This window comes from Streptomyces griseicoloratus (assembly GCF_014534645.1).
In the GTDB taxonomy this organism is placed as follows: Bacteria; Actinomycetota; Actinomycetes; order Streptomycetales; family Streptomycetaceae; genus Streptomyces; species Streptomyces griseicoloratus.
On sequence record NZ_JACVQF010000200.1, the window covers coordinates 281,093 to 305,581 of the forward strand.

20 protein-coding genes are annotated in these 24,489 nt (G+C 71.7%); 14 read left to right on the forward strand and 6 right to left on the reverse strand.

Features of this window, described 5'->3' with window-relative positions; genetic code table 11:
* Nucleotides 1-21: 21 nt before the first annotated feature.
* Nucleotides 22-2,976: an FxSxx-COOH system tetratricopeptide repeat protein gene (fxsT, locus tag H0H10_RS21765; RefSeq protein ID WP_309141876.1), complete on the reverse strand. Its 2,955-nt coding sequence runs from the start codon at nucleotides 2,974-2,976 to the stop codon at nucleotides 22-24.
* A 1,328-nt stretch (nucleotides 2,977-4,304) separates the two neighbouring features.
* Here fxsT and H0H10_RS21770 point away from each other — a divergent pair.
* The gene (locus H0H10_RS21770; protein WP_188182699.1) at nucleotides 4,305-5,105 is read left to right on the forward strand and encodes an SDR family oxidoreductase; all 801 of its coding nucleotides are present in this window, start codon (nucleotides 4,305-4,307) and stop codon (nucleotides 5,103-5,105) included.
* A gap of 74 nt (nucleotides 5,106-5,179) precedes the next feature.
* Complete coding sequence (locus H0H10_RS21775; protein ID WP_188182700.1) at nucleotides 5,180-5,608, forward strand: YunG family protein; 429 nt, start codon at nucleotides 5,180-5,182, stop codon at nucleotides 5,606-5,608.
* Here H0H10_RS21775 and H0H10_RS21780 read toward each other — a convergent pair.
* Nucleotides 5,602-6,465 carry an AraC family transcriptional regulator gene (locus H0H10_RS21780; RefSeq protein ID WP_188182701.1) on the reverse strand — a complete coding sequence of 288 codons (864 nt, stop codon included), beginning with the start codon at nucleotides 6,463-6,465 and terminating at the stop codon, nucleotides 5,602-5,604. The two genes, H0H10_RS21775 and H0H10_RS21780, sit on opposite strands and share 7 nt — an antisense overlap.
* A gap of 109 nt (nucleotides 6,466-6,574) precedes the next feature.
* On the opposite strand from H0H10_RS21780, the gene H0H10_RS21785 reads away from it, so the two are divergent.
* The 4 genes from H0H10_RS21785 to H0H10_RS21800 all read left to right on the forward strand — a co-directional run bounded on the left by H0H10_RS21785 (nucleotide 6,575) and on the right by H0H10_RS21800 (nucleotide 12,534).
* Nucleotides 6,575-7,477, forward strand: a complete 903-nt coding sequence (locus H0H10_RS21785) for an alpha/beta fold hydrolase (RefSeq protein ID WP_188182702.1) — start codon at nucleotides 6,575-6,577, stop codon at nucleotides 7,475-7,477.
* 52 nt (nucleotides 7,478-7,529) lie between these two features.
* Nucleotides 7,530-9,368, forward strand: a complete 1,839-nt coding sequence (locus tag H0H10_RS21790) for an ABC transporter ATP-binding protein (protein WP_188182703.1) — start codon at nucleotides 7,530-7,532, stop codon at nucleotides 9,366-9,368.
* Nucleotides 9,365-11,080 carry an ABC transporter ATP-binding protein gene (locus H0H10_RS21795; RefSeq protein WP_188182704.1) on the forward strand — a complete coding sequence of 572 codons (1,716 nt, stop codon included), beginning with the start codon at nucleotides 9,365-9,367 and terminating at the stop codon, nucleotides 11,078-11,080. The genes H0H10_RS21790 and H0H10_RS21795 overlap by 4 nt, the downstream gene beginning before the upstream one ends.
* 1,034 nt (nucleotides 11,081-12,114) lie before the next feature.
* Nucleotides 12,115-12,534, forward strand: a complete 420-nt coding sequence (locus tag H0H10_RS21800; RefSeq protein ID WP_188182705.1) for a hypothetical protein — start codon at nucleotides 12,115-12,117, stop codon at nucleotides 12,532-12,534.
* Between the two features lie 13 nt (nucleotides 12,535-12,547).
* On the opposite strand, the gene H0H10_RS21805 is transcribed toward H0H10_RS21800, so the two are convergent.
* Entirely contained in the window at nucleotides 12,548-12,760 is a 213-nt protein-coding gene (locus H0H10_RS21805; protein ID WP_188182706.1) for a hypothetical protein, read from the reverse strand.
* Between the two features lie 414 nt (nucleotides 12,761-13,174).
* Between H0H10_RS21805 and H0H10_RS21810 the strand changes: the two genes are divergently transcribed.
* A complete protein-coding gene (locus H0H10_RS21810) occupies nucleotides 13,175-16,183 on the forward strand; it encodes a 3-keto-alpha-glucoside-1,2-lyase-like domain-containing protein (RefSeq protein ID WP_188182707.1) in 3,009 nt (1,002 codons plus the stop codon).
* An 84-nt stretch (nucleotides 16,184-16,267) separates the two neighbouring features.
* On the opposite strand, the gene H0H10_RS21815 is transcribed toward H0H10_RS21810, so the two are convergent.
* Entirely contained in the window at nucleotides 16,268-16,459 is a 192-nt protein-coding gene (locus H0H10_RS21815) for a hypothetical protein (RefSeq protein ID WP_188182960.1), read from the reverse strand.
* Nucleotides 16,460-16,609: 150 nt separating this feature from the next.
* Between H0H10_RS21815 and H0H10_RS21820 the strand changes: the two genes are divergently transcribed.
* The 4 genes from H0H10_RS21820 to H0H10_RS21835 all read left to right on the forward strand — a co-directional run bounded on the left by H0H10_RS21820 (nucleotide 16,610) and on the right by H0H10_RS21835 (nucleotide 20,626).
* The gene (locus tag H0H10_RS21820) at nucleotides 16,610-17,755 is read left to right on the forward strand and encodes a glutathione-independent formaldehyde dehydrogenase (RefSeq protein WP_188182708.1); all 1,146 of its coding nucleotides are present in this window, start codon (nucleotides 16,610-16,612) and stop codon (nucleotides 17,753-17,755) included.
* 55 nt (nucleotides 17,756-17,810) lie between these two features.
* Nucleotides 17,811-18,890 (forward strand): NAD(+)/NADH kinase, encoded by a 1,080-nt coding sequence (locus H0H10_RS21825; RefSeq protein ID WP_188182709.1) that lies wholly within the window; start codon nucleotides 17,811-17,813, stop codon nucleotides 18,888-18,890.
* 81 nt (nucleotides 18,891-18,971) lie between these two features.
* Nucleotides 18,972-20,117, forward strand: coding sequence for a baeRF2 domain-containing protein (locus H0H10_RS21830; protein ID WP_188182710.1), 1,146 nt, complete (start codon nucleotides 18,972-18,974; stop codon nucleotides 20,115-20,117).
* A gap of 77 nt (nucleotides 20,118-20,194) precedes the next feature.
* Complete coding sequence (locus H0H10_RS21835) at nucleotides 20,195-20,626, forward strand: DUF2267 domain-containing protein (protein WP_188182711.1); 432 nt, start codon at nucleotides 20,195-20,197, stop codon at nucleotides 20,624-20,626.
* Nucleotides 20,627-20,675: 49 nt separating this feature from the next.
* Here the strand turns inward: H0H10_RS21835 and H0H10_RS21840 are convergent, their stop codons facing one another.
* Both H0H10_RS21840 and H0H10_RS21845 read right to left on the reverse strand, forming a co-directional pair.
* Nucleotides 20,676-20,960 carry a hypothetical protein gene (locus H0H10_RS21840; protein WP_188182712.1) on the reverse strand — a complete coding sequence of 95 codons (285 nt, stop codon included), beginning with the start codon at nucleotides 20,958-20,960 and terminating at the stop codon, nucleotides 20,676-20,678.
* 35 nt (nucleotides 20,961-20,995) lie between these two features.
* Nucleotides 20,996-21,355 (reverse strand): hypothetical protein, encoded by a 360-nt coding sequence (locus tag H0H10_RS21845; protein ID WP_188182713.1) that lies wholly within the window; start codon nucleotides 21,353-21,355, stop codon nucleotides 20,996-20,998.
* 241 nt (nucleotides 21,356-21,596) lie between these two features.
* Between H0H10_RS21845 and H0H10_RS21850 the strand changes: the two genes are divergently transcribed.
* Genes H0H10_RS21850 through H0H10_RS21860 form a run of 3 tightly spaced genes read left to right on the forward strand, consistent with a single transcriptional unit; the run spans nucleotide 21,597 to nucleotide 24,464 of the window.
* On the forward strand, nucleotides 21,597-21,821 hold the full coding sequence (locus H0H10_RS21850; RefSeq protein ID WP_188182961.1) for a ferredoxin: 225 nt from the start codon (nucleotides 21,597-21,599) through the stop codon (nucleotides 21,819-21,821).
* A complete protein-coding gene (locus H0H10_RS21855) occupies nucleotides 21,811-23,202 on the forward strand; it encodes an NAD(P)/FAD-dependent oxidoreductase (RefSeq protein ID WP_188182714.1) in 1,392 nt (463 codons plus the stop codon). The genes H0H10_RS21850 and H0H10_RS21855 overlap by 11 nt, the downstream gene beginning before the upstream one ends.
* A 26-nt stretch (nucleotides 23,203-23,228) precedes the next feature.
* Nucleotides 23,229-24,464: a cytochrome P450 gene (locus H0H10_RS21860; RefSeq protein ID WP_188182715.1), complete on the forward strand. Its 1,236-nt coding sequence runs from the start codon at nucleotides 23,229-23,231 to the stop codon at nucleotides 24,462-24,464.
* Nucleotides 24,465-24,489: the final 25 nt, after the last annotated feature.

The following is a 24,489-nucleotide window of genomic DNA, read 5'->3' on the forward strand; positions in this document are numbered from 1 at the left end:
TGCAAGGCCGGCCGACGACCCTCACAGCGCCTCGGGTTCGAAGTCCCAATAGGGACGAGCGCGGGAGCGGGCGGCGAGGGTGTGCGCGTGTCGTGCGCCCAGGGTCGCCGTCAGGTCCGCGAGGGCTTCTGCCTCCACTTGTTCCGCCGTCAGCCGGTTTCTCAGGCTGCGCAGGTCCGCGGCGTACGCGAGGCGGGCCGACAGCGTCAGGGGGTGGGTGCGGCCCAGGGTCTCGGTGGCCCGGGTGACCGTCTGCACGCCGAGGGCGGCCGCGGACTCGTCGTCGCCCACGAGGCCGCGGAGTGCGGAGGCGTTGACGGCACAGCCCAGGGTCCAGGGGTGCCGCTCGCCCACCGCGGCCGTCAGGCCGGCCAACGCCTGTTCGATCAGTGTGTGGGCCTGCTGCCGCTCCCCCACGCTGCGCAGCACCAGGGCCTGGTTGGACCGCGCCCCGGCGCTGTACGGATGATCCTCGCCGAACATCGTCCCGCAGCGAGCGACGATCGATTCGCTGGCCGCGTGTGCCTGGTCGACGTCGCCGTGCACACGCGCGAAACAGCTCTGGCTCATGGCGAAGACCAGCGTGTACGGGTGCGCGGGGCCGAGCACGCGCTCGGCCTGCTCCAGCACCCGGTGCAGCAGCTGCCCCGCCCGGTCGTGGGCACCGTCGGCGTAGAGGCACAGCGCGAGGTTGTGCTCCGCGCGCAGCGTGTGGGGATGGTCCGTCCCCATGACCACGCGGCACTCACGGACGTTCTCCGTCTGCAGCGACACTGCTTCGGCGACCCGGCCCGTCAGACGGTGGTCGATGGCGTAGGAGGCCGCGGAGAACAGGGTCCACGGGTGGCGTGCCGTCAGCAGGGCCCGGCGCGCCCGCAGCGTCCGGCCGTCCGACTCCAGGGCCTCGGCATAGCGGCCCAGCAGCCGCAGTGACACGGCCAGACCGTGCTGTGCGTGGAGGGTGCGGGCGTCCTGATCGCCGCAGAGGCTCCGGTACTCCGTGAGGACCTGCTGCGTCAGTTCCCTCGCCTCGTCGTAGCGGCCGAGCGCCCACAGGTCGGCACCGCGGCCGCCGACGGCGCGCAGGTGGTGCAGGTCCTGCCCGCCGCGCTCCTCTCGCAGGCGCTCCACCGCGGCCCGCGTGGTGGTCTCCGCCCGCCGGTGGTCCCCGGCGGCACGCAGCAGGTCGGCGTACCGGTACGTCAGCTCCGAGAAGCAGGGGTGGCTCTCTCCGAGGAGCGACCGCCAGCGCTGCACGGCACGCTCGCCGAGTTCGGTGCCGGCCGTGTACTTGCCTGCGAGGAGCGTGTAGCGCAGACAGTTCAGGACCAGCCGCTGTACGAGCGGATCCTTGCTCTGGAGGACGTCGGCGTGGGTCAGGTGCGGCAGGACCTTCTCGTAATCGGGCCACACCCGGGGGTCGGTGGGCCGGCCCGGGACCGCCGCGGCCAGCGTCGTCCGCACGGCCTCGCCCAGCTCGTGCCGCTCCTCCTCCGGCATGTCGTTCCGTACGAGCTGGTGCACCATCCGGTGCAGGTACAGGGTCTCGTCGAACGGAGCGGTTGCTCCGGAAGCGGGTTCGTGGCGCTCCAGACGGACGACGGAGTACTGACGCAGCTGGTTGATCGCCTTGTTCCACAGAACCGGGTCGTCGAGCAGCGCGGCGAGCCGGCCGGGCAGCCGTGCCTGCGACGTCTGCCTGAGGAGGGGCACGGGGATCGAGCCGGGGGCGAAGAACGTGCACAGCCGCAGCAGGTCGACGGAGTCGGGTGCTGTTTCGCGGAGACTGTTCAGCAGGATCGACCATGCGGTCCGGAACGCCACCGGGAAGTCGGCGGAGACCTTCACCGTGTCCTCGTCGACACCGCCTTCCAGCAGTCCGAGGTACTCGTGGACCGGCATGTGGGAATCGTCGAGCCAGCGCGCCGTCTGGTCCAGCAGCAGCGGCAGGTCCTCCAGTGCCGCCGCCAGCTGGTCCGCCTCCGCGTCCGTCAGCCGCGGCGCGCGGCTCCGGACGAAGGCGACCGATTCCTTGCGGTCGTAGACCGGCACCTCCAGGAGCCGGCTGTTGTGCCCGCCCCACCCGGGGTTGCGCGAGGTGATCAGTACGTGCCCGGGGCCCGTGGGCACCAGGTCCCGGAGCTCTTCCGGTTCGTCGGCCGCGTCCAGGACCAGCAGCCAGCGCGCGTACGGATCACCCCGGCGCAACGAGTCCCGCACCGCGCGCAGGCGCTCGCCGTACTCGGCGCCCACGGACAGGCCCAGTCTCGGGGCGAGTTCGGCGAGCGTCCGGCGCAGGACCGTCCGCCGTGCCGCGTCGGCCCACCACACCACGTCGTACTCGGCGCCGAAGCGGTGCACGTACTCCACCGCGAGCTGTGTCTTGCCGACCCCCGACATGCCGTGCAGCGTGAGCACACCCGCTCCGGGCTCGGCGCCCTGCAGCAGGCTGTACATCTCGGTCAGCAGCGCCCCGCGTCCCGCGAACCGCGTGTTCCTGCGTGGCACGGCACCCCAGATCTCCGGCATGTCCGCCGGGTAGCGCGGCCCGCGCCGGTCCCCGTCGGCGGAACCGGGGAACGGGTCGGCGGGCAGGTCGAGCCGCTCCAGCAGACGCCGCTCGGCCTCGACGGCGTCCACGTTGGTGAAGTCGGCCGGCGCGAGCCTGGCGATGGCCGTGGGAATCCAGGTCATGGAGACCGACACGGCCGCGAACCGGGAGGGGTCGGGCGCCACGACCTCATGCAACGCGAGGTTCCACTCCTCCTGGGTACGCGAACCCAGTTGGAAGTACCACTCGCTGATGACGAGGAGGATCCGGCCGTCGGCGAGCTTCAGGTCGCGCAACAGGTCCGCGAGCGGTACGTCGGCCCGCAGGTCCCATCGCTGGAGGACCACCCGGTGGCCGCGCCGTTCCAGCCGGCTGCCGATCCAGGACGCCCAGGCCCGGTTGAAGCCGGCGAAGCTGAGCGTGATGGTCTGCCGTCCGGTCCGGGACCCGGAACCGCGGCCCGGGGCGTGCGGGAAGGATTCGTCCGGCTGTTCCCGGGGGCCGTCGGAGGGCGGCTCCCCCGGCCGCTCCGGGGCCCGCTGCGCAGACGCCCGCAGACGGGCCACTTCGCCGCGCAGCCTGTCCAGTTCGGCCTGGTGCCTGTCCCGGTCCTGCTCCGCCTCCGCCGTGGCGGCGTCGGCGTCGGCCGCGAGCAGTTCGCGCTCCAGCTCGTCGCAGCGTTGCTCGGCCCGTGCAACACGGTGCTCCGCCGCCGCGAGCGCCGCCTCCAGGTCGGCGACCCGACGCCGCAACGCGTCACGCTCGGCACGCACCCGGTGTTGCTCTGCACGCAACAGCTCCATCTCGGCACCGCCGGCTGCCTGGGCCGCCACGGCATCGGCGAGCTGCCGGCGCTCGTCCTCCAGCCCCGCCACCCGCTGCCGTTCCGCGTACAGCTGCGTCGCCACCGCGTCGGCCTGAGTCCTCGCCACCTGGGCGTCGTGGTGCGCCGCGGCCAGCCGGTCCTCGAGCTCCTGCACCTTCCAGGCGCGGGGATTGCCCGCCCGCAGCGCGGCTCGCTGCATGCCCGTGATGCGGCTGCGGGCCTCCGCCGAGAGGGGACGGCCCATGGTCCTGCCGACGTCGTCCATCAAGGTGGCGACGAAGTGGTCCGGGGCGACGGTGTGGCCGCTCAGGTAACGGCTGACGCTGCTCGCGCTGTGGTGCCGCAGGACCGAGTAGCGGCGCACGGACAGGCCGAGGGCCAGGAACAGCTGACGCAGCTCGACCGCGAGGGCCCGGCGCTCGTCCGCGATGTCGTCCGCGATGGCCTGCAGTCCGAACCTCGAAGCGGCCCCTTGTGCCGCGTCTTCGAGCGGGAGCAGTTCCCCGGACAGCGCGTCGCCGGGCTCCTCGTCACCGGATCCGGCGCCCGGCCCCCGCGTTCCGAGTGCGTCGGCGATGTCGGGTTCTTCGTCCACGCGTGCATGCTCCCCAGCGTCGCTCCGGCAGTGTTCCAAAGCATCCGCAACGCGTAGCCCTTCGCGCAACACGTCCGCGCCGTCCCAGAGTTGAGTGACGCATTCACGGCCACGGAAGGTGACGACGATGACCCGCAGGCAATCCCTCAAAGCAGCGCTCGCCGTGTTCGCCGCTGCCGTCTCCGGCGCGGTACGCGCCGTCGTGTCGTGGCTCCTGCAGCAGGGCTCCGACGGCTCGTGAGGACGGCCCGGCACGGCCGTCCCGGTCGGCGCCTCGGGCCCGGACCCAAAATCGGGTGCTGTGTGCCGGACGGCCCGTCAGGATGAGGGTCATGAGTGGCGAGAAGCACCTGGAAGGGCGACAGGACGGGGAAGACTCGGGGCGCCCGCTCGCCCTGGTCACGGGCGCGGGGCGTACGGCGGGAATCGCGGCGTCCGTGGTCGTGGATCTGGCCCGGGACGGCTGGGACGTGGCCTTCACGTACTGGACCCCGTACGACGCGCGGATGCAGTGGGGCACGGAGCCCGAGGCGCCCGAAGAGCTGCGCAAGCAGGTGGAGGCCCTCGGGGCGAGGACGTACGCGATCGAGGCCGACCTGAGCGATCCGGCGGTGCCGGCCCGGCTCTTCGACGGCGTCGAGCGAGAGCTGGGGAACGTCACCGCCTTGGTGCTCTGCCACTGCGAGTCCGTCGACTCGGGCCTGCTGGACACCACGGTGGAGAGCTTCGACCTGCATTTCGCGGTCAACGCGCGGGCGACCTGGCTGCTGATCCGGGAGTACGGACTGCGGTTCCGCGGGCGGCACGGCAGCGGGCGGATCGTCAGCCTGACGAGCGACCACACCGCGGGCAACCTGCCCTACGGTGCGAGCAAGGGCGCGATGGACCGGATCACGCTGGCCGCCACCCGTGAACTCGCCCATCTGGGAGTGACCTGCAACGCGATCAACCCCGGCCCGACCGACACCGGCTGGATGACCGAGGAGCAGAAGACGGACACGGCCCGCTTCACGCCCCTGGGGCGCCTCGGTGTGCCACAGGACTGCGCGAACCTGGTCACGTTCCTCTGCTCGGCAGAGGGCGGGTGGATCAACGGCCAGCTCCTCCGGAGCAACGGCGGTCTCGGCATGTGAGGCTCCCTCGCGAGGAGGGCGGGTGGAGCGGCGGCGAGCCGCCGCTGTCAGTGCCCGGTGGCAGGATCACCGGCATGACACCGTTGCTTCTCACCGACATCGAGCAGGCCGTCCGCAGCAGCTGGAGCGCCGAGACGTGCACTCCTGAGTTCCGTTCACGCTGGAGCGAGGACAACCCCGCCAGGGACCAGTGCGGCGTGACGGCCATGGTCCTCAACGACCTGCTGGGAGGCGAGCTGATCAGGGGGGAGGTCCACGTCGACGGGGAGCGTGTGGACTACCACTGGTGGAACCGCCTGGGGATGGGCATCGAGATCGACCTCACCCGTGAGCAGTTCGGGCCGGAGGAAGTCGTCACCGGCGGCGTCGTCATACCCCGCCCGCCCGTGACGGAGTGGCGCAGGCTGCGCGAGGAGTACGAGCTGCTTCGCGACCGGGTTCTGGAGAAGCTGAACAGGCGGCAGGCGACGGCCCCTGCCGCCGCGCCCCGGCATCCCTACTGACGGTCGGTCCTCGTGACGGGCGGGGCGTGGCCGGGCCAGGCGATGTCGTCCACCGCCAGAAACGGTTCGTCGGCCAGTGTGACAGGCGTGACTCCGGTGAACGCCTGGACGTTCCGGTGGAGATGGGACTGGTCGTAGTAGCCGGACTCGGCCGCTGCCAGGGCGGGGCTGTGGCCTGCGGCCAACCGGTGCGCCGCATGGTGGAAGCGGACCAGCTTCGCCGCCCGATGGGGCGTCAGCCCGATGTGCGACCGGAACCGGGACCACAGCCGCTTGCGGCTCCAGCCGACCTCGGCCGCCAGCGTCTCGACCTGTATGCGCCCGCAGCTCCGCATGATCCTGTCCCAGGCCCGGGCCACCTCGGGCGGCACGGACCGTCCCGGCCGTTCTGCCTCGCGCCGCCGGGCGAGCACGTCGTCCGTCAGCGCGAACCGGTCCTGCCACGAACGGGCCTCGCTCAGCCGCTCCAGGATCCGCTCCGCGTCCCGGCCCCACAGGTCGTCGAGGGCGACCACGGCGCCCTGAAGGTCTGCCGGGGAGGCGCCCAGCACCGAGTACGCGACGACCGGGGACAGGCGTACCTGCACCACTTCGACGTCCCGGCCGCTGACGCGCAGGTCCTCGAAGGCCAGCCCGGCCACGAGACTTCCCCGTCGGCGGCCGGTCGCGTCGTCGGCGACGATCCTGCCGGGCCCGAAGTCGAGCGCCAGGGTCACGGCCGGATGCGGGATCGCCCGCATGGCCTTCGGCACGGGACCGTGATCGTGGAATCCAGCCATGCTGACGCCCCTCGACCGGCTGGGCCGCGACGGCGGCACGACCTCGAAGACAGCGTGCTTGTACCCGGCAGACCGCATGACCTCATGCTACGAGCATCCCCTCCCCCGGCGGACCGATGTGAGACGCGGCGGCCGCCCGCGACATTCGTGCAAGACGGGCCCCGAACCGCCTCTCCAGGGTGGGCACATGGTCAAGAACCCGCGGACTCCGCTCCGCCTCCGATTCCACGATGCCCCGGCAGCGGGGAAGCCGGCCCCGGGGAACCCGGCCCCGTCCGCCGTCGACGGAGAACTCCACGTCGCACAGGACGGCCCGGCCGGCGCCCCGGCACTCGTCCTGATTCACGGGTTCGCCGCCTCGGGCAGGTTCTGGGACCCGCTGGTCCCGGCGCTGGCCGACAGCCGACGCGTCATCCGCGTCGACCTGCTCGGGCACGGCCGGTCCGCGAAGCCGGCGGGTGCCGACTACCGGATCCCCGAACAGGGGCGCCGGGTCGGCGAGGTGCTGGACCGGCTCGGTGTCCGCCACGCGGTCGTGGCCGGCCACTCCACCGGCGGCTCGGTCGCCACCGCACTCACCGAGCGACGGCCCGACCTGGTGACCGCCCTGGCCCTCATCAACACCGGTCCCCGTCTCGACGCCCACACTCCGCAGGGTCCGGTCAACCGGCTCCTGCCGATGCCCGTCGTCGGGCGACTGCTGTGGCGGCTGCGCACCGACTCCCTGATCCGCAGGGCGGCGGCCACCGCCGTCACCCGTGACGTCGCCATCCCTCAGGCGGTCGTCGACGACGTGCGCGGCATGACCCACCACGCGTTCACCGCCGCGTCGGGGGCGGCCGTCGACTACCTCCGGCAGCGGCCCCTGCCCGACCGGCTCGCCACGCTCGGCAAGCCCCTGTTGGTGATCTTCGGTGACCAGGACCGGCGATGGCGCTCCTCCTCCGCCGCCGACTACCGCGTCGTCCCCGGCGCCAGGATCGAGATGCTCGCCGGTGTCGGCCACTCACCCCCGCTGGAGGAGCCACTGCGGACCGCCGAGCTGCTCCTGGCGTTCGCCGCGGCCCACACACCGCACACGGCCCCGTGACCGGCAGGAAGGCGGGCCCGGTCATGACGAGACCGACGAAGACGGGAGATCGATGAACGCCACCGACCTCGCCGAGGCGAGCGCACAGTCCGCGCCGCCGTCGGACGCCGGTTCCCCGGCGGGAGAGGGTGTTTCCGGACTGCTGCGCCCTTACGGCCGGACCTTCGCCGCCGTGGTCGTCCTCCAGGTGATCGGCGCCGTCGCGGGCCTGGCGCCGCTGCTGGCGGTCGTCGAACTGGGCCGTGCGCTGCTGGCGCCCGGGCCGGTCGATCGCGGTCACGTCTGGACCGTCGTGATCGCGGGGGCGGCCGGCTTGGCGGTCCGACTGCTGTTCACGGCCGCGTCGTCCGGCATCGGGCACGTACTCGACGGACGGGTGCAACTGTCCTTGCGCCGGCAACTGGCGGCGCGGCTGGGACGGGTACCGCTCGGCTGGTTCTCCCGGCGCCGGACCGGTGAGCTGGCGAAGGTCGTCGGGGAAGACGTCGGCGCCGTACACCCGTTCATCGCCCACACACCCGGCGAACTCGTCTCCGCGTTCGTGGTGCCGCTGGTGTCCCTGGTCTACCTGCTCACCGTCGACTGGCGGCTGACGCTGATCACCCTGATACCGGTGGCCCTGGCCGTGGCGCTGGTTCCCTTGCTGATGACCCCGGCCCGGCAGCGCGAGCAGAGCGAGTTCGACGGGGCCATGGGACGGATCGCGCATTCCGTCGTCGAGTTCGTGCAGGGCATTTCGGTGGTCAAGGCGTTCGGCGGATCCGGGCGCGCCCACCGGAGATTCCTCACGGCCGCGGACGATTTCGTCGACACCTTCTCCCGGTGGGTGCGTGGTGTCTCCGGGATCGCCGCGGGCATGCAGCTGGCGCTGTCGCCGCCGTTCGTGCTGCTGGCCGTGCTGACCGGCGGTGCGGCTCTGATCACGAACGGTGGCATGGCCCCGGCCGACCTCCTGCCCTTCCTCCTGCTCGGACTTGGCCTGACCGCTCCCGTGGCGGCCCTCGGCCACGGCTTCGACGACATGCAGGCCGCCCGGCGCGCGGTCGGCCGGATCCGGGACGTACTGGAGGTGGAGTCGCTGCCGGAGCCCGAGCATCCGGTGGCACCGCAGGGCCATCGGGTGGAACTGCGGGGCGTCCGCTTCGGCTACGAAGCCGATCACGAGGTGCTGCGCGGGATCGACCTGGTGCTGGAGCCGGGCACGGTCACCGCGGTCGTCGGGCCTTCGGGCAGCGGGAAGTCGACGCTGGTTCAGCTGCTGCCGCGGTTCTTCGACCCGACCCACGGTTCGGTCACGCTGGGAGGTGTCGATCTGCGCGAGCTCGACAGCCGGGAGCTCTACCGCACGGTCTCCTTCGTCTTCCAGGACGTTCGCCTGCTGCGCGCGTCGGTCGCGGACAACATCGCGCTGGCGGTACCGCATGCCGGCCTCGACGACGTGGTCCGCGCCGCCCGGCTGGCGCACGTGCACGACCGGATTCTCGAACTGCCCCGCGGGTACGAGTCGGTGATCGGTGAAGACGCGGGACTGTCGGGCGGGGAGGCGCAGCGGATCGCGCTGGCGCGCGCGCTGCTCGCCGACACCCCCGTTCTGGTGCTGGACGAGGCGACCGCCTTCGCCGACCCGCAGACCGAACGGGCGGTGCGCCGAACCCTGGCCTCGCTGGAGGGCGACCGGACGATTCTGCTCATCGCCCATCGCCCGGAGACGGTCGCCGGCGCCGACACCGTCGTGATGCTGGAGAACGGGTCGGTCGTCGAGCGCGGCAGCCCCGCCGAACTGTCGGCGCGGAACGGGAGGTTCGCCGCGTTCTGGCACGCCCACCGGCCGGCGGTCGCCGACCGGACCGAAACCCACGCCGGCGCGTCACGAGGAGACGAGACCCGATGATTCGCATGCTGCTGCGCGTGCTGGGCCGCGAGTACGCCCGGCCGCTGCGTCGCACCGTGGCCCTGATGACGACGACCGCGATCGCCGAGGGACTGTCCTACGCGCTGCTCGTACCGGTGCTGAACGCGCTGTTCGGGAGTACGCCCGGGGATGCCTGGCCCTGGCTGGCCGCGTTCGGAGCCGCCGTCGCCGCCTACGCGGCGCTGCGGTACATCAGCGATCTGTCCGGTTTCCGCGTGGGGGCCGCGCTGCTGCGGGGTCTGTACCACCGTCTCGGCGATCATCTGGCCCGACTGCCCGTCGGGTGGTACGAGTCGGGTCGCGTCGGGGAGGTGTCCGTGCTGGCCAGCCGTGGCGTGCTGCAGGCGATGAGCGTGATCGCGCATCTGCTGGCACCCTTCGTCTCCGCCTGCGTCACTCCCCTGACGATCACCGTCGTGATCCTGGCCTTCAACTGGCAGCTGGGACTGGCGGCGTTGGCCGCCGCCCCGGTCGTGGCGGCGATACAGATCCGGACGGCACGCTCGACGGCGGCGGGCGACGCGGAACGCACCGAACGCGACCAGGAGGCCACCGCACGGGTCGTCGAATACCTGCAGGCCCAGCCGGTGCTGCGAGCCGGCGGCCGGACCGCCGAACGCTTCCGGTTGCTCGACGACTCGTTGCGGGACGTCGAGCGCGCGTCCCGGCGTTCGACCCGGTCGGCGCTGCCCGGCGTCCTGGGCTTGACGCTCACGGTGCAGGCGATGTTCACGGTGTTGCTGGTTCTCGGCACCCACCTGGCGCTCGGCGGGAGCATCGGCGCCGCGGAGACGTTGACGATCCTGGTGCTGGCCGCGCGCTGTGCCGATCCGCTGCTGTCGCTGTCGGACATCGGTGGCAGCCTGCGCGGTGCCCGCACCGTGCTGGCGGGGCTGGACACGGTGCTGCGCACCGAGCCGCTGCCGGAGGCTGCCGAACCGGTCCAGCCGGTGGGCCGCGACGTGCGGTTCGAGTCCGTCACCTTCCACCGCGGTGGGCGCACGGTGATCGACGACGTGTCGTTGTCCGTGCCCGAGGGACAGCGGCTGGCCGTGGTCGGGCCGTCGGGTGCCGGCAAGAGCACACTGCTGCAGTTGCTCGCACGCTTCCACGACGTGGACACGGGCGCGGTGCGTGTGGGTGGCGTGGACGTACGCGCCATCGACCCGGAGGTGCTGATGGCGCAGATCGCCATCGTCTTCCAGGACGTCTGGCTCTTCGACGGGACGATCGAGGAGAACGTGCGCCTCGGCCGTCCCGATGCCGGCGCGGCCGAGGTGCGGGCGGCGGCGACCGCGGCGCGGCTGGACGAGGTGATCGAGCGACTGCCCGGCGGATGGGCGACGAACGTCGGCGAGGGCGGCGCACTGCTGTCGGGGGGTGAGCGCCAGCGCGTCTCGATCGCGCGAGCGCTGCTGAAGAATGCGCCCATCGTGCTGTTGGACGAGGTGACCTCCGCTCTGGACCCGGTGAACGAGGCGGCCGTCCACGAGGGCATCGAGCGGCTGATGGCCGGACGGACGGTGGTGATGGTCGCGCATCGGATGCGGACCGTCCGACGCGCCGACCGCGTCGTCTTCCTGGACGGCGGCCGGATCGTGGAGGACGGCAGCCACGACGAACTGCTCCAGGCCGGTGGCCGCTACGCCGAGTACTGGGACCTCTCCCTGACACCGGCGGCGAGTGACTGAGCCGGTGTCCTGATCCGGTGCCGCTGCCGTCCGCCGTACGGCGGACGCCACGAGCGGCCGGTCGGCCCACAGGTGACAGTGAGAACCATGAACCGTCACCGACGTCCGCCCCGCCGGGCCCCGTGGATCGCCGGCGGCGCCGCCGTGCTGGTCCTCGGCGGCCTCGGCGTGTGGACGTTGGTCGCCCCGGACGGCGAAGAGCCCGCCCCGATACCGTCGCCCTCGACCGACCTGTCGCTGCCGACGTTGGCCCCGCTACCGCCCCTGTCCCTTTCGCCGACCGCGTCAAGTACGGCACACCCCAGGCCGACCCGCACTCCCCTGGAGCCCCCGCAGCCTGAAACGCCCGGTCACCGGCAACCGGCGCCGCCGAGCGATCGTCCGCCGCGCCCCCGGACGCCACCCGCTCCGCCGGCCGCGCGGACGCCCGGGACGACACCCGAACGTCCCGCTCCCACCAGGACGGCGCCCGAACGTCCCGCGGCCACGAAGACGGCACCCGAACGTCTTTCTGCCACCAAGACGACGCCAAGACATCCCACTGCCACCAAGAGGACGCCCGAACCGGCACCGAGACCGCCCCACGCCCGCGCCACGACCACACCACCCGTGCTGCGGCCGCCCAGAACCACGCCCGAACCCCACCCACCGCCCAAGGCGACTCCCAAACCACCCACACACACCAAGAAGGCACCCGAACCGGCACCGTCACGGTCTCGTGCGCCGGACAAGCGGATGCCGACGGCGACGCCGACGCCGACGCCGACCCCGAGGTTCACCTCGACCCCTGTGCCGGAACCGAGCAGCAGCGGACCGGCGACCACGACGTGGTACACGTCGTCGGCCGCGGTGGCCGCCGCTCGGCGGATGGCTGCCGCGAAGGTGGTGGGTGACCCGGCCTGCTCGATGGCGGCCGTCGGCCGGCCTGACCCGGACCTGATTCCACGGGCCGCTCGTATCGGCGTCGGAACGAGCGGAGCGTACACCTGCCTCATCGCCCCTTCGGAGCGATGATGGAGGGGAGGTGCTGAACGATGGCGCGCATACTCGTCGCCGGTGATCAACTGGTCGTACGCCTGGTGTGGTGGGAACGGGCCGCCGCCCGCCGGAGCGGTGTGCGTGTGCCGCTGGCGGCGGTGCGCCGGGTGACGGTCGAACCCGACTGGTGGCGCGCCCTGCGGGGAACCCAGCAGCGCGGCATCACCGTTCCCGGCGCCGTGTGCCTCGGGGTGCGCGGCCATCAGGCCGGTGAGGACTTCGTCGCCGTACGGCCCGGCAGACCCGTGGTGTGCGTCGAACTCCGGGCCTCCGCTCCCTTCCGGCTCCTCGCCGTCTCATCTCGCTCCGCTGCGGAGGCCGATGCTACGGCGCGGAGGCTCCGTGGGGCGGCACCGGAGATCGACACGTCCACGCCGTGGCGGCAGCCCCTCCCCGTGCCCGGCGAATCGGAGTGAGCGCGGCCCGGTCTCATCGCGCGCAACCGACGTCCAGCACTTCGACCACGTCACCGTGAGTGGTGTACACCAGCCAGCACCAGTCACCGAACGCCGCGGCCAGGTCGGAGACCTGCGCTGCCGGCACCGTCGCCACGGTGTCGATGAGGGTGATGATCTCCTCGTGCATGGCGTCCGGGACGTCGAACAGCACGCTGGCAGCCAATTGACGCAGTTCGATCTTCACGTCGCCCCCAAACGGCAGGAGCGGCACTCCGGCGAAGCTGTGCACCCCGGTGGGCCCATGAATGACTGCGCCGGAGTTCCCTCGACCAAGATAAGTCGACCAGCCGTCCTCCGGGCGAAGTCCGTGATATTCGCCTGACACATTCTGCCGGAGCCGTTCGCCACCGGCAGAGTTGTGTCCGCCCTCCCTCCCAACGACCTTCCGTCGGCGCTCCGTTGAGCTACTGACGGCCCGTGGAAGCCCGCTCCCGACAGACTTTGAACTTATTCATGACAAAGTATGGACGCGCCCGTGAGAAGTCCCTAGCGTATCGGCGAAAGCGCAGGAGTACTCGCCTCCCCGCGCACCCGCGGAGAGGCGCGCAGCTCGACCGGAGTGCGATCCGGCGGCCTCCGGTCCCGTTCTGGAGGACCGATGCATCAACGGCTGTTCCAGCGTGCCCGAAGACGGCTCACCCCCCTGCTCGTCGGAGCCTTCCTCGCCGGGGGCGTGTGGGCGGCGCCGCCGTCCGCCGCGGCCCCCGACGACATCCCGCCCCAGGAACCCGGCGTCACCCTGCGGGTCTTCGACACCCAGGTGCCGCTCAGCAAGCTGTGCACGCTCAAGCCGGGCCAGACGCCCAACCACGACAAGCTGATGCCGACCGTCGACTGGTCCACGGCCGGCGACTTCGGCGGCTTCGCCGACAACTTCGTCGCCGAGGTCTCCGGCTACCTCGTCGTCCCCGAAGACGGGACGTACACCTTCCGCCTCACCAGCGACGACGGCTCACGGCTCACCGTCGACGACCGCACGGTCATCGATCACGACGGACTGCACGCAGCGGAACCCAAGGACGGCACCGTCCAACTCACCGCCGGACGGCACCCGTTCCGCATCGACTACTTCGAGCGGGGCGGCGAGCAGCGCCTCTCGCTCGCCTGGCGGCCGCCGGGCGCGGACGCCTTCGGCATCGTGCCGAGCGAGGCCCTGAGCACCGACGCCGGTGTCGTCCGGGTCACCGCTCCGGGACGCAAGGAGTGCGAGGGCGGAGCGGACAGCCCGGGCGACGGCCTGCCGCTGACCGGCGTGCGCCCCGATCTCGACCTCACCGACCTGCGCCCGGACGGCTTCGAGCCCCAGGTCACCGGCATGGACTGGCTGCCCGACGGACGCCTGGCGATCAGCACCTGGGGCGGGTCCCAGACCACGGCGGGTGAGGTGTACCTCCTGGACCACGTCACCGGAGACACCAGTCGCGAAAAGGTGACGGTGAAGAAGGTGGCGAGCGGGCTGCGCGAGCCGATGGGCATCAAGTACGTCGACGGTTCGCTCTACGTCTCGCAGAAGCACGAGCTGACCGAACTCGTCGACAAGAACCGGGACTTCGTCACCGACGAGTACCGTACGGTCGCCACCTGGCCGTACAGCGGCAACTTCCACGAGTTCGCCTTCGGGCTGCTCTACCGGGACGGCCACTTCTACGTGAACCTGTCCGTCGCCATCAACTACGGCGGCGCGACCACCACTCCGCAGCCGGCGCCGGGCCGCGGCACCACGTACAAGATCAACAAGAAGACGGGCAGGATCCACCCGGTCGCGGGCGGCCTGCGCACCCCGAACGGCATCGGCTGGGGCCCCGGCGGCACCATCTTCACCACCGACAACCAAGGGGGCTGGCTGCCCGCCTCGAAGCTCGTCCAGATCAAGCAGGACCGCTTCTTCAACCACTACACCGAGCCGGCGGGCCCGTTCGACGACCGTTCCGTCACCCAGCCGGTGCTGTGGCTGCCCCAGAACGAGATCGCCAACTCCCCCAGCACACCGCTGTACTTGACCAAGGGACGCTTCGCCGGACAGATGCTGCTCGGGGACGTCACCTACGGCGGACTCCAGCGCGCGTACCTGGAGAAGGTCAAGGGGCAGTACCAGGGCGCCGTGTTCCGCTACACGCAGGGACTCGAAGCCGGCGTCAACCGGATCACCATGGGCCCCGACGGCGCGATCTACGCGGGCGGCCTCGGCGCCGACGGCAACTGGGGCCAGGAAGGCAAGCTGAAGTTCGGGCTGCAGAAGCTCACGCCGAACGGCGGCAACACCTTCGACATCAAGGAGATGCGGGCCGTCCCCGGCGGCTTCGACCTTGAGTACACCCAGCCGCTGTCGCAGGCCACCGCGGAGCAACTGGCCTCCCGCTACCAGGCCGAGCAGTGGCGCTACACCCCGACGCGGGACTACGGAGGGCCGAAGATCGCGGAGGAGCGGCTCGCCGTTCGCTCGGCGACGCTCGCCGACGACGGGCGCACGGTCCGGCTGCGCCTCGACGGGCTCGAGCCCGGCCGCGTCGTGCACCTGCGTTCACCGCGGCCGTTCGCGTCCGCGTCCGGCGAGGCGCTGTGGAGCACCGAGGCCTGGTACACGCTCAACGCGCTGCCGGGGAAGCAGCCCCCGCCCGCCACGCTGTACGAGGCCGAGGAGGCGCGGCTCACCGGGACGGCCGGTGTCAACACCGACCACTCGGGCTACTCGGGCAGCGGCTTCGTCGACCGCTACAACACCGAGGGCAAGGTCGCGACGACCTTCGACGTGACCGTCCCCGAGGCCGGCGACTACGACGTCAACCTGCGCTACTCCAACGGGCCCAATCCCTACCAGGGCACCAAGTCCCTGTCGCTGTACGTCAACGGGGAGAAGCTGAGACAGACGAAACTCGCCTCGACCGGCACGTGGGAAGCCTGGTCGACGCAGACCGAGCGCGTGACTCTGCGCGAGGGGACGAACACCATCGCGTACCGGTACGATCCGGGCGACTCCGGCCACGTCAATCTCGACCTGATCACCGTGCGCCCGCACGGCACCGCCGTCGCCCTCTTCGACGGCACCGCCGGTTCCCAGGAGCAGTGGCAGCACACGGACGGACGGCCGGTCGAGTGGCCGCTCACCGCCGAGGAGTCCATGGAGGTGTGCTGCGGTGACATCCGCACCAAGGACGCCTACCAGGACTTCAAGCTGCACGTGGAGTTCCGGGTCCCGCTCCTGCCCGACGACGTGACCGGCCAGGATCGGGGCAACAGCGGAATCTATCTCCAGGACCGGTACGAGCTGCAGATCCTCGATTCGTACGGTGACCCGACGCTCGACACGAACGAGGCCGGGGCGATCTACCTGAAGAAGGCTCCGGACGTCAATGCGGCCACGGCGCCGGAGACCTGGCAGACGTACGACATCACCTTCCGCGCGGCGCGATTCGACGACAGCGGCAACAAGACCGCCGATGCGCGGGTGACCGTGGTGTGGAACGGCCGGAAGATCCACGACGACGTCGTGATCGACGGCCCGACCGGCGCGGGCGCGCCCGAGGGCCCGTCGGCCGGGGCCATCCGCCTCCAGGACCACGGGAACAAGGTCCGGTTCCGTGACATCCGGGTGCAGCCGCTGAGCTGAGCCCGGCGGACGGTTTCCGGGAAAACCGTGGGCGCGTCTACGGCACTGTAGGCGCGCCCACGGAGGTCATCGGCGTGACAGGGGTCACATGTCCGCGGCGTCGTCCTGCCGGACGTCGGCGAACTCCCACCAGGCGAGAGGCAGCCAGTCGCCGTTGACGAAACCGTCGACGGAGCCACCGGTGCCGCGGATGGCGACACGGGTCCCCACCGGATACGTGGTCCCGGACAGGCCCGGTACCGGGACGAGCAGTGTGCCGAGACGTCGCGACAAGATTCTGCACCTTCCGGAATGCGTGTGACAGGACCCCAGCGGCCCTGGTGCAAATCCTCTCATCATGGACGAGTCTGGAGTATGAGGTGCAACACAGAAAACTGCTGTACCCGACTGTGAGCGATCAGGCACGTCTAGTGGAGGTGCTGGAGCATGAGGGCCGTCGTGTACAAGGGACCGTTCGAAGTGGCGGTCGAGCAAGTGGAGGATCCCCGGATCCAGCACCCGAGCGATGTGATCGTCCGTGTCACGTCCACCGCCATCTGCGGCTCCGACCTGCACATGTACGAGGGACGCACCGCCGCCGAGCCGGGCATCGTGTTCGGCCACGAGAACCTCGGAGTCATCGAGGAGACCGGTGACGGTGTGACGTCGCTCAGCCGCGGGGACCGGGTCGTCATGCCCTTCAACGTCGCCTGCGGCTTCTGCAAGAACTGCACGGCGGGTTACACGGGGTTCTGTCTGACGGTGAACCCGGGGTTCGCCGGCGGTGCCTACGGTTATGTGGCGATGGGCCCGTTCACCGGCGGCCAGGCCGAGTACGTACGGGTGCCGTACGCCGACTTCAACTGCCTGAAGCTGCCCGAGGGCACCGAGATGGAGACCGACTTCGTCCTGCTCGCCGACATCTTCCCGACCGGCTACCACGGCAACGAGCTGGCGGACGTACGGCCCGGTGAGAGCGTCGCCGTGTACGGCGGCGGCCCGGTCGGTCTGATGGCGGCCTACTCGGCGATGCTGCGCGGTGCGAGCAAGGTGTTCGTGGTGGACCGGGTGGCCGAGCGCCTGCAGAAGGCCGCGGAGATCGGTGCCGTGCCCATCGACTTCACCGCGGGCAACGCGGCGGAGCAGATCAAGGAGCAGACCGCGGGCCAGGGCACGGACAAGGGCATCGACGCCGTCGGCTACCAGGCGCAGGCCCAGGCACGCGGTGAGGATCGCGAGGAGCCGGCGACCGTCCTGAACTCGCTCGTCGAGACGGTACGGCCGACGGGCGCCCTCGGCGTGCCGGGGCTGTACGTCCCGAGTGATCCCGGCGGACCGGACGAGCAGGCCAGGCAGGGCATGCTGGTGGTCGCCATCGGCCGTCTCTTCGAGAAGGGACTGCGCATGGGCACCGGGCAGTGCAACGTCAAGCGGTACAACCGTCAGCTCCGGGACCTGATCATCGAGGGCCGTGCGAAGCCCAGCTTCGTCGTGTCGCACGAGCTGCCCCTCGACCAGGCTCCGACGGCGTACGAGAAGTTCGACAAGCGGGTCGAGGGCTACACCAAGGTCGTACTCCACCCGCACGCATGACGCCATGGCCCCGGCGCGGATGCGGCACGGGCGCTGAGGCAGGCCGGAGGCGGACGTGTCGGTGAGTCGCATCGGCCTGGTCGTGCACGGCGGACGTGCGGAGGCCGTCCAGGCCGCGCACGTCGTACGGGCGTGGTGCCACGAACACACGGTCCGGTGCAAGGACATCGACGTGTGGAACGACGGCGGACGGCACAGCGCCCGCGAGGAGATGGCGGCGGCAGGCGACCCGGACCTCATCGTCACCCTGGGCGGTGACGGCACGTTCCTGCGCGGTGCCCGGCTCGCCGCCGCCGTCGACGCACTGGTCCTCGGGGTCGACCTCGGGCGGGTGGGCTTCCTGACGGAGGTTCCCGCCGCGGGGGTGCGCGCCGCGCTGGACGCCGTGGGCGAGGACCGGATGGAGGTCGAGCAGCGCATGCTGCTCACCATGCGGTCCTCGCGCCGCCTGGTCGTGCCCTCCGACATGGAGTCGCTGATGCGCTATGGGCGCGGGCCTCTCCTGCCGCCGCCGCATGTGCGTACGGACTGCGAAGCCGGCCATGAGTGGGGCATCCCGCTGGATGTGGCCGCGCTGAACGACGTGGTGCTGGAAAAGCTGGTCAGGGACCGGCAGGTGTCGGTCGGGGTCTATCTCGCCGGCCGTCTGCTGGCCTCGTACTCCGCCGACGCACTGCTCGTCGCCACGCCCACCGGCTCGACCGCCTACAGTTTCGCGGCCGGCGGGCCCGTGGTCTCGCCGAGGGCCGACGCCGTGATCTTCACACCGGTGGCACCCCACATGACGTTCAACCGCTCCGTCGTGGCCGCCCCGGACGAACCCGTCGGGCTGCGTGTCCTCGAACGCTCGGGCAGGGCCGCCATCAGCATCGACGGCCAACTGCGCGGCGTCCTCGACCCGGGTGACTGGATCGGCGTCTACCCGGCCCCGCGCAGACTTCGCGCCGTACGCCTGGGACCCATGGACTTCTACGGCCGGCTGCGCGAACGGATGCACCTGACCGACGCTCCCGCCGCCATCGCGGACGGCACCCCGGCGCCGCTGTGGCCCGTCACCACCCCTCCCCCGCGGGACCTCGCCCATCTCGCCATGCCCGAGCGGCCCGGCCTCGGCCCAGGCGACCAGACGCGGTGATCCCCGGCTCGTGGCAGCCGCCGCCCGCACCGGCGAACCAGCCCCGACCGCGAGGCCCGCACATGACCGGAGCACACGACGATGAAACTCTCGTTCCTGGACCCTCTGTTCGCCGAGCCGGGCCCCTGGGCCAGCGTGTGCGTCGACACGTCCCAGGACGTCGACGATCCCGGCAGGGCGATCGACCTGCGCCGGCGACACCTGCGGGACGCCCTGTTCGAGCAGGGCGCCGACGCCGGCACCGTCTCCGCGCTGGACGCCGCGGTGGGAACCGACCACGAGGTGCCCGGCCGGCACGGGCAGGCCCTGTTCGCCGCGCACGGCCGCCTCGTCCTGGCGGCGGCGCTGCCCGAGCCTCCCGCACGGGACACGGCCCGGTTCGGCGCGCTCCCGGACGCCATGCCGCCGGCCGTGCAGCGCGCGCCCGACATCCCGTACATGGCCGTCCTGCTGTTCCACGACGAGCGTGCGCCCCGTGACGACGAGCCGGGCGAGGACCGGCCACCGGACCACATCTGCGCCATCGCCGAGACGGGTCACTGGCCGCTCGCCCGGGTCAGTCCGGGTCCGCGGCTCAGCCACCAGGTGCCGGTGGACGAATGGCCGCAGACGGCCCGGCGCATCGCACAGGAACTGGGCGACCTCGCCGCTCGTCACCGGACCGAGGTGCTCGTCCTGGGCCGGCACGAGGACGACGGCTGGGCGGCCGGAGTGCTGGTCAACCGGATGCCGATCCATCTGCACAACCGCGTGGCGCTCGTCGACAGCGACAGTGGTGCGGCGGACGGCACGGCACCCGGCCGCGCCCTGCTGGAAGCGGAAGCGGGCCGGGTCCTGGAGCGGCGGCTGAGCGACGAGGACCAGCGCCAGGTGGACACCTTCCAGGCCCAGCGGGCCCGCCACCCCCACAGGTCGGAAGGCATCACGGCTGCCGTCACCGCACTGCAGCGCGCCCAGGCCCGGTCCCTGCTGCTCACCCGCTCCCCCGCACTGCCCGACGAGCTGTGGACGGCCGAGGAGCCGCCCTGGATCGCGCTGTCGTACGAGGAGCTCACGGCCTTCGGCGTGACGTCGGCCCATCCGGAACCCGCCTCGGCCGTCCTGTTGTACGCCGCCGTCCGTACGGGTGCCGAACTGATCGTCCTGCCCGGCGACCACGTGTCCCCGGCGGACGGGGTGGCGGTCCTGCTGCGCTACCGCGACGCCGCCGACATGGCACCGGCATGAGGAGCCGTTTCGTCGCCGTTTCGTCCGTGCCTGGCATGGAACCTGGCTGGGCAGCGAGAACAGAGAAGGGAAAGACCATGCCCGCCACACGCCCACCCGATTTCGAACACGCCATCCATACCGCGAACATCTGGCTGAAAGCGGTGTCGGAGGCCCTGGGAACGGAGGACCGTCACTTCGCCCACCGGGTCCTGCGCGCCTGGCTGCACACGTTCCGTGACAGGCTCACCGTCGACGTGACCGCCCACTTCGCCGCACAGCTTCCGGAACTGCTGCGGGGCGTCTACTACGACGGCTGGAACCCGAGCGCCGTGCCGATCAAGTACGACCGCGACGGCTACGTGAACCGCTTCGCCCAGGAGGCCAAGGTCAAGGCCGAGGACGTCCCGGAGATCGCCTCCGTCGTCACCGCCGTCGTACGCCGGCAGGTCTCCCCCGGGACGGTGGAGTCGGCTGTCGAGCAGATCCCCCACGAGATCCGCGGCCTGCTCCTCCAGCCGGCCACGTGACCGTCCCGGTCAGACCGTGACCATCCCTGTCGGACCGTGACCGTCCTGGTCACACGGCGTTGCAGATGCGCTCGGCCTCGGCGCGGGCCGTGGCGCGCGCGACATCGGCGTCCGCGAGTGCCTGGCGCTGGGAGGCGTCGGGATGGCCGCCGTCGGCGATCTGGGCCAGGTACTCGCTCTTCATCGCCTCGAACTCGCTTTCCGCCCTGTCGGCCGCCGCCTGGGCGGCGTCGCAGTCGGCGGGTGTGGCCAGCGGCGCAGCCGTGGCCGCCGCGGGCAGACCCAGGACCGTCGCGGCGCAGGCGGCCGCCGCGAGGGTACGGATGGACATCATGAGAGAACCTCCGGGCTGGGAGCCGGGTGCCCCGGCTACGACGTCAGGGTGACCCATCGGCTGCTGTCGCCGGTGTCGGTGCACTGCTGGTAGGGGTTCGGGGAGCCCTGCCGCTCGCCGCAGCTCCACGTGGAGCCGGCGGCGTCCACGGTCGCGGCCGCGCCGCCGCCCGTGTCGTTCCAGACCCGGGTGTAGGCGCCCGCGACCTGGAGGGCGGCCGAGCAGTCCCCGGCCCGGCCGGCCGACACCGCGAGTCCCGAGGCGGCGTCGGTGCCGCACACCACGCCGGCCGCCGTGCCCTCGCCGTTGTCGGCGGACATCGCCGGCGGGGGCGTGAGGGCCAGTGCGGCGGTTGCGGCCAGTGCCGGCAGTGCGGTGTTCCTCAACACATGCATGCGCTCTCCCTCGTCCGTGCCGGTGCCTTGGTGGAGACGCCGCCGTGGTGGTTCGACCGGCGGACACGATGTTCCGGGATGTGGATGCCGTAACCCTGTGCTGGGACTACCTGGCACCACCATCTCCGAAAGAGCACGACGCCGCCACTCGAACGGACGCCTCCTCGTCGCCGCACGCCCCGCGGCCAGCGAGGGTGGTGCGAGGGGGCCGGCCGAGCCGTTGGAGAGGACTGATCCCTTGCTGAGGATCGCCGTCGACCTGAACCGCTGTCAGGGGTACGCGCAGTGCGCCTTCCTGGCACCCGAGGTCTTCGCCATGCACGGCGAGGAGTCGTTGCTGTACAGCCCGGAGGCCGACGAGGAACAGCGCGAGAAGGTGATGCAGGCCGCGGCGGCATGTCCCGTGCAGGCCATCCTCGTCGACACGGTGGACGCACCGGCCGAGGCGGTGTCCGGTGCTCGGTGACGGTTCCCTGGAACGGTTCAGGCGCGAGGGGCGCATCGTCGTCGTGGGTGCCTCGCTGGCGGGACTGCGGGCCGCGGAGACCCTGCGCGACCAGGGCTTCGCCGGCTCCCTGACGATGATCGGAGCCGAGCCCCACGAGCCGTACGACCGCCCGCCGCTGTCCAAGCAGGTGCTGCTGGGCAGGGCGAGCGCCGACCGTACCGCCCTGCCCAGACGCCGGTCCGTCGATGCGAACTGGCGGCTCGGCGTCCCGGCCACCGGACTGGACATGGCCGCCAAGCGGGTGCGGCTGGCCGACGGGGACGAGGTGCCGTACGACCGGCTGCTGATCTCCACCGGCGTGCGCTCGCGGCCGTGGCCGCACGAGGACCAGGCCGAACTCGACGGCGTCTTCGTGCTGCGGACCCGCGACGACGGCGCCGCGCTCGCGCGCAGGCTGGCCGAGGGGCCGAGGCGGGTCCTGGTCATCGGGGCCGGCTTCACCGGCTCGGAGATCGCCTCCGCCTGCTGCGAACGCGGCCTCGCCGTCACCGTCGCCGAGCGGGGCGCGTCGCCCCTGGTCGGCGCACTCGGCGGGGTGGTCGGCGCGGTCGCCGCCGAACTCCAGCGCGAGCACGGCGTGGACCTGCGGTGCGGGGTCATGGTGACCGCGCTGGAGGGTGATGCCTCGGGGCGGGTGCGCGCCGCGCAGCTGTCCGACGGCTCCACCGTGGAGGCCGACGTGGTGATCGTCTCGCTGGGCGCCACCCGCAACACCGAATGGCTCGCCGGGTCCGGACTGGCGGCGGGTCCCCGCGGCATCGCCTGTGACGCCGGCTGCCGGGCCTTCGACATCCGTGGCATCGTGACCGACGACGTCTACGCGGCGGGCGATGTCGCCCGCTGCCCGCACCCCCTGTTCGGCTACCAGTTCCTGTCCCTGGAGCACTGGGGCAACGCCGTCTCCCAGGCCGGGATCGCGGCACACAACATGCTCAGCGAGAGCACCGACCGGCTCCCCCACATGGACGTACCGGCCTTCTGGTCCGCGCAGTTCGGGGTCAACATCAAGTCGGTCGGGGCTCCGTCGCTGGGGACGGAGATCCTCGTCGCGCAGGGGTCGCTGAAGGAGCACCGCTTCGTCGGCGTGTACGGGTACCAGGGGCGTGTCATCGGCGCGGTCGCCTTCGACCAGGCCCGGTGGCTGCCGTTCTACCAGGAGCTGATCGAGAGGACCGCGCCGTTTCCGCCGCCGTTCCCCACGGTCGACCGGCGCTCGGACGGGCAGCGGCCGGTCGACGCGGACTTCCCCGACCCGTCGGTCCCCACCCACGGTCCCACCGTGACCCTCAGCGGGTACTCGCCGGCCGACCGGCGGATGACGTTCACCCCCGCGCACTGACCCCCGCACGGCCCCGAGGACTCGCCATGACGCAATCCCCGCTGCACCGCATCCTGGACTTCGCCAACCGAGCCGATCCGTACCCGGTCTACGAGGAGCTGCGGAAGACGCCGGTGTACCACGAGGACGACGGGCCGTACGTCATCAGCACCTACTACGAGATCCGCAGTCTCCTCCACGATCCCCGGATCAGCTCCGACGCCCGCAACCTGTCCTCGGCCACCCGTGACCCGCTGGCCGGGCCCGACCAGGAGGACATGGCCCTGCCGCCGAGCTTCCTGCGGCTCGACCCGCCCGAGCACGACCGGCTGCGCCGCATGACGAACCGGCACTTCGGCCCGCCGCACTCCCCGCACCGGGTCGACGGGATGCGCGCGGAGCTGCACGGCATCGTCTCCGGCCTCGTCGACGGCATCGGCGACCCGGGGCGGATCGACCTGGTGGAGCAGTTCTCGTACCCGTTCCCGGTGACCGTGATCTGCCGGCTGCTCGGGGTGCCGCGCGAGGACGAGGCGCGCTTCCACACCTGGGCGGACACCATCGCCGCGAGCCTGGACCCCGACCCGGACGCGGATCCCGCCGAGCGGGGCAGGGGCGCCCACGACGCCCGTACGCAGCTCGGCATGTACCTGGCCGGTCTGATCGAGGAGCGCCGCAGGAATCCCGGCGACGACATGCTCTCCGAGCTGGCCACGGCCAAGGGCCCGGACGGCACGATGAGCACGATGGAACTGCTCAGCACGGCGGCGCTGCTGCTGATCGCGGGGCACGAGACCACCGTCAACCTCGTCACCAACGGAATGCTGACCCTGCTGCGCCACCCGGAGGTCCTGCAGCGACTGCGCGCGGACCCGCGGCTGGCCGTGCCGGTCGTCGAGGAGCTGCTGCGCTTCGAGCCGCCGGTGCAACTGCTGCCCCAGCGCACCACTCTCGCCGACGTCGAGGTCCACGGCGTGAACATCCCCAAGGGCGCGTCCCTCTGGCTGGTCCTGGCGTCCGGCAACCGCGACCCCCGGCGCTTCGGCGACCCGGACCGCTTCGACCCGGACCGCGAGGACATCCAGCACCTCGGCTTCGGCAGCGGCATCCACAGCTGCTTCGGCGCACCGCTCGCCCGGCTGGAGGCCCAGCTGGCCCTGTCGGAACTGGCCCGGAGGCTGGAGAACCCACGTCTGCTGGAGGACCCGCCGCCGTACCGGCGGAACGCCGTGCTGCGCGGGCCGCGGCATCTGCACATCGCCTGCGACGGGATCCGTGCCTGAGACCGGGCCGGGCGGGCACGCGCAG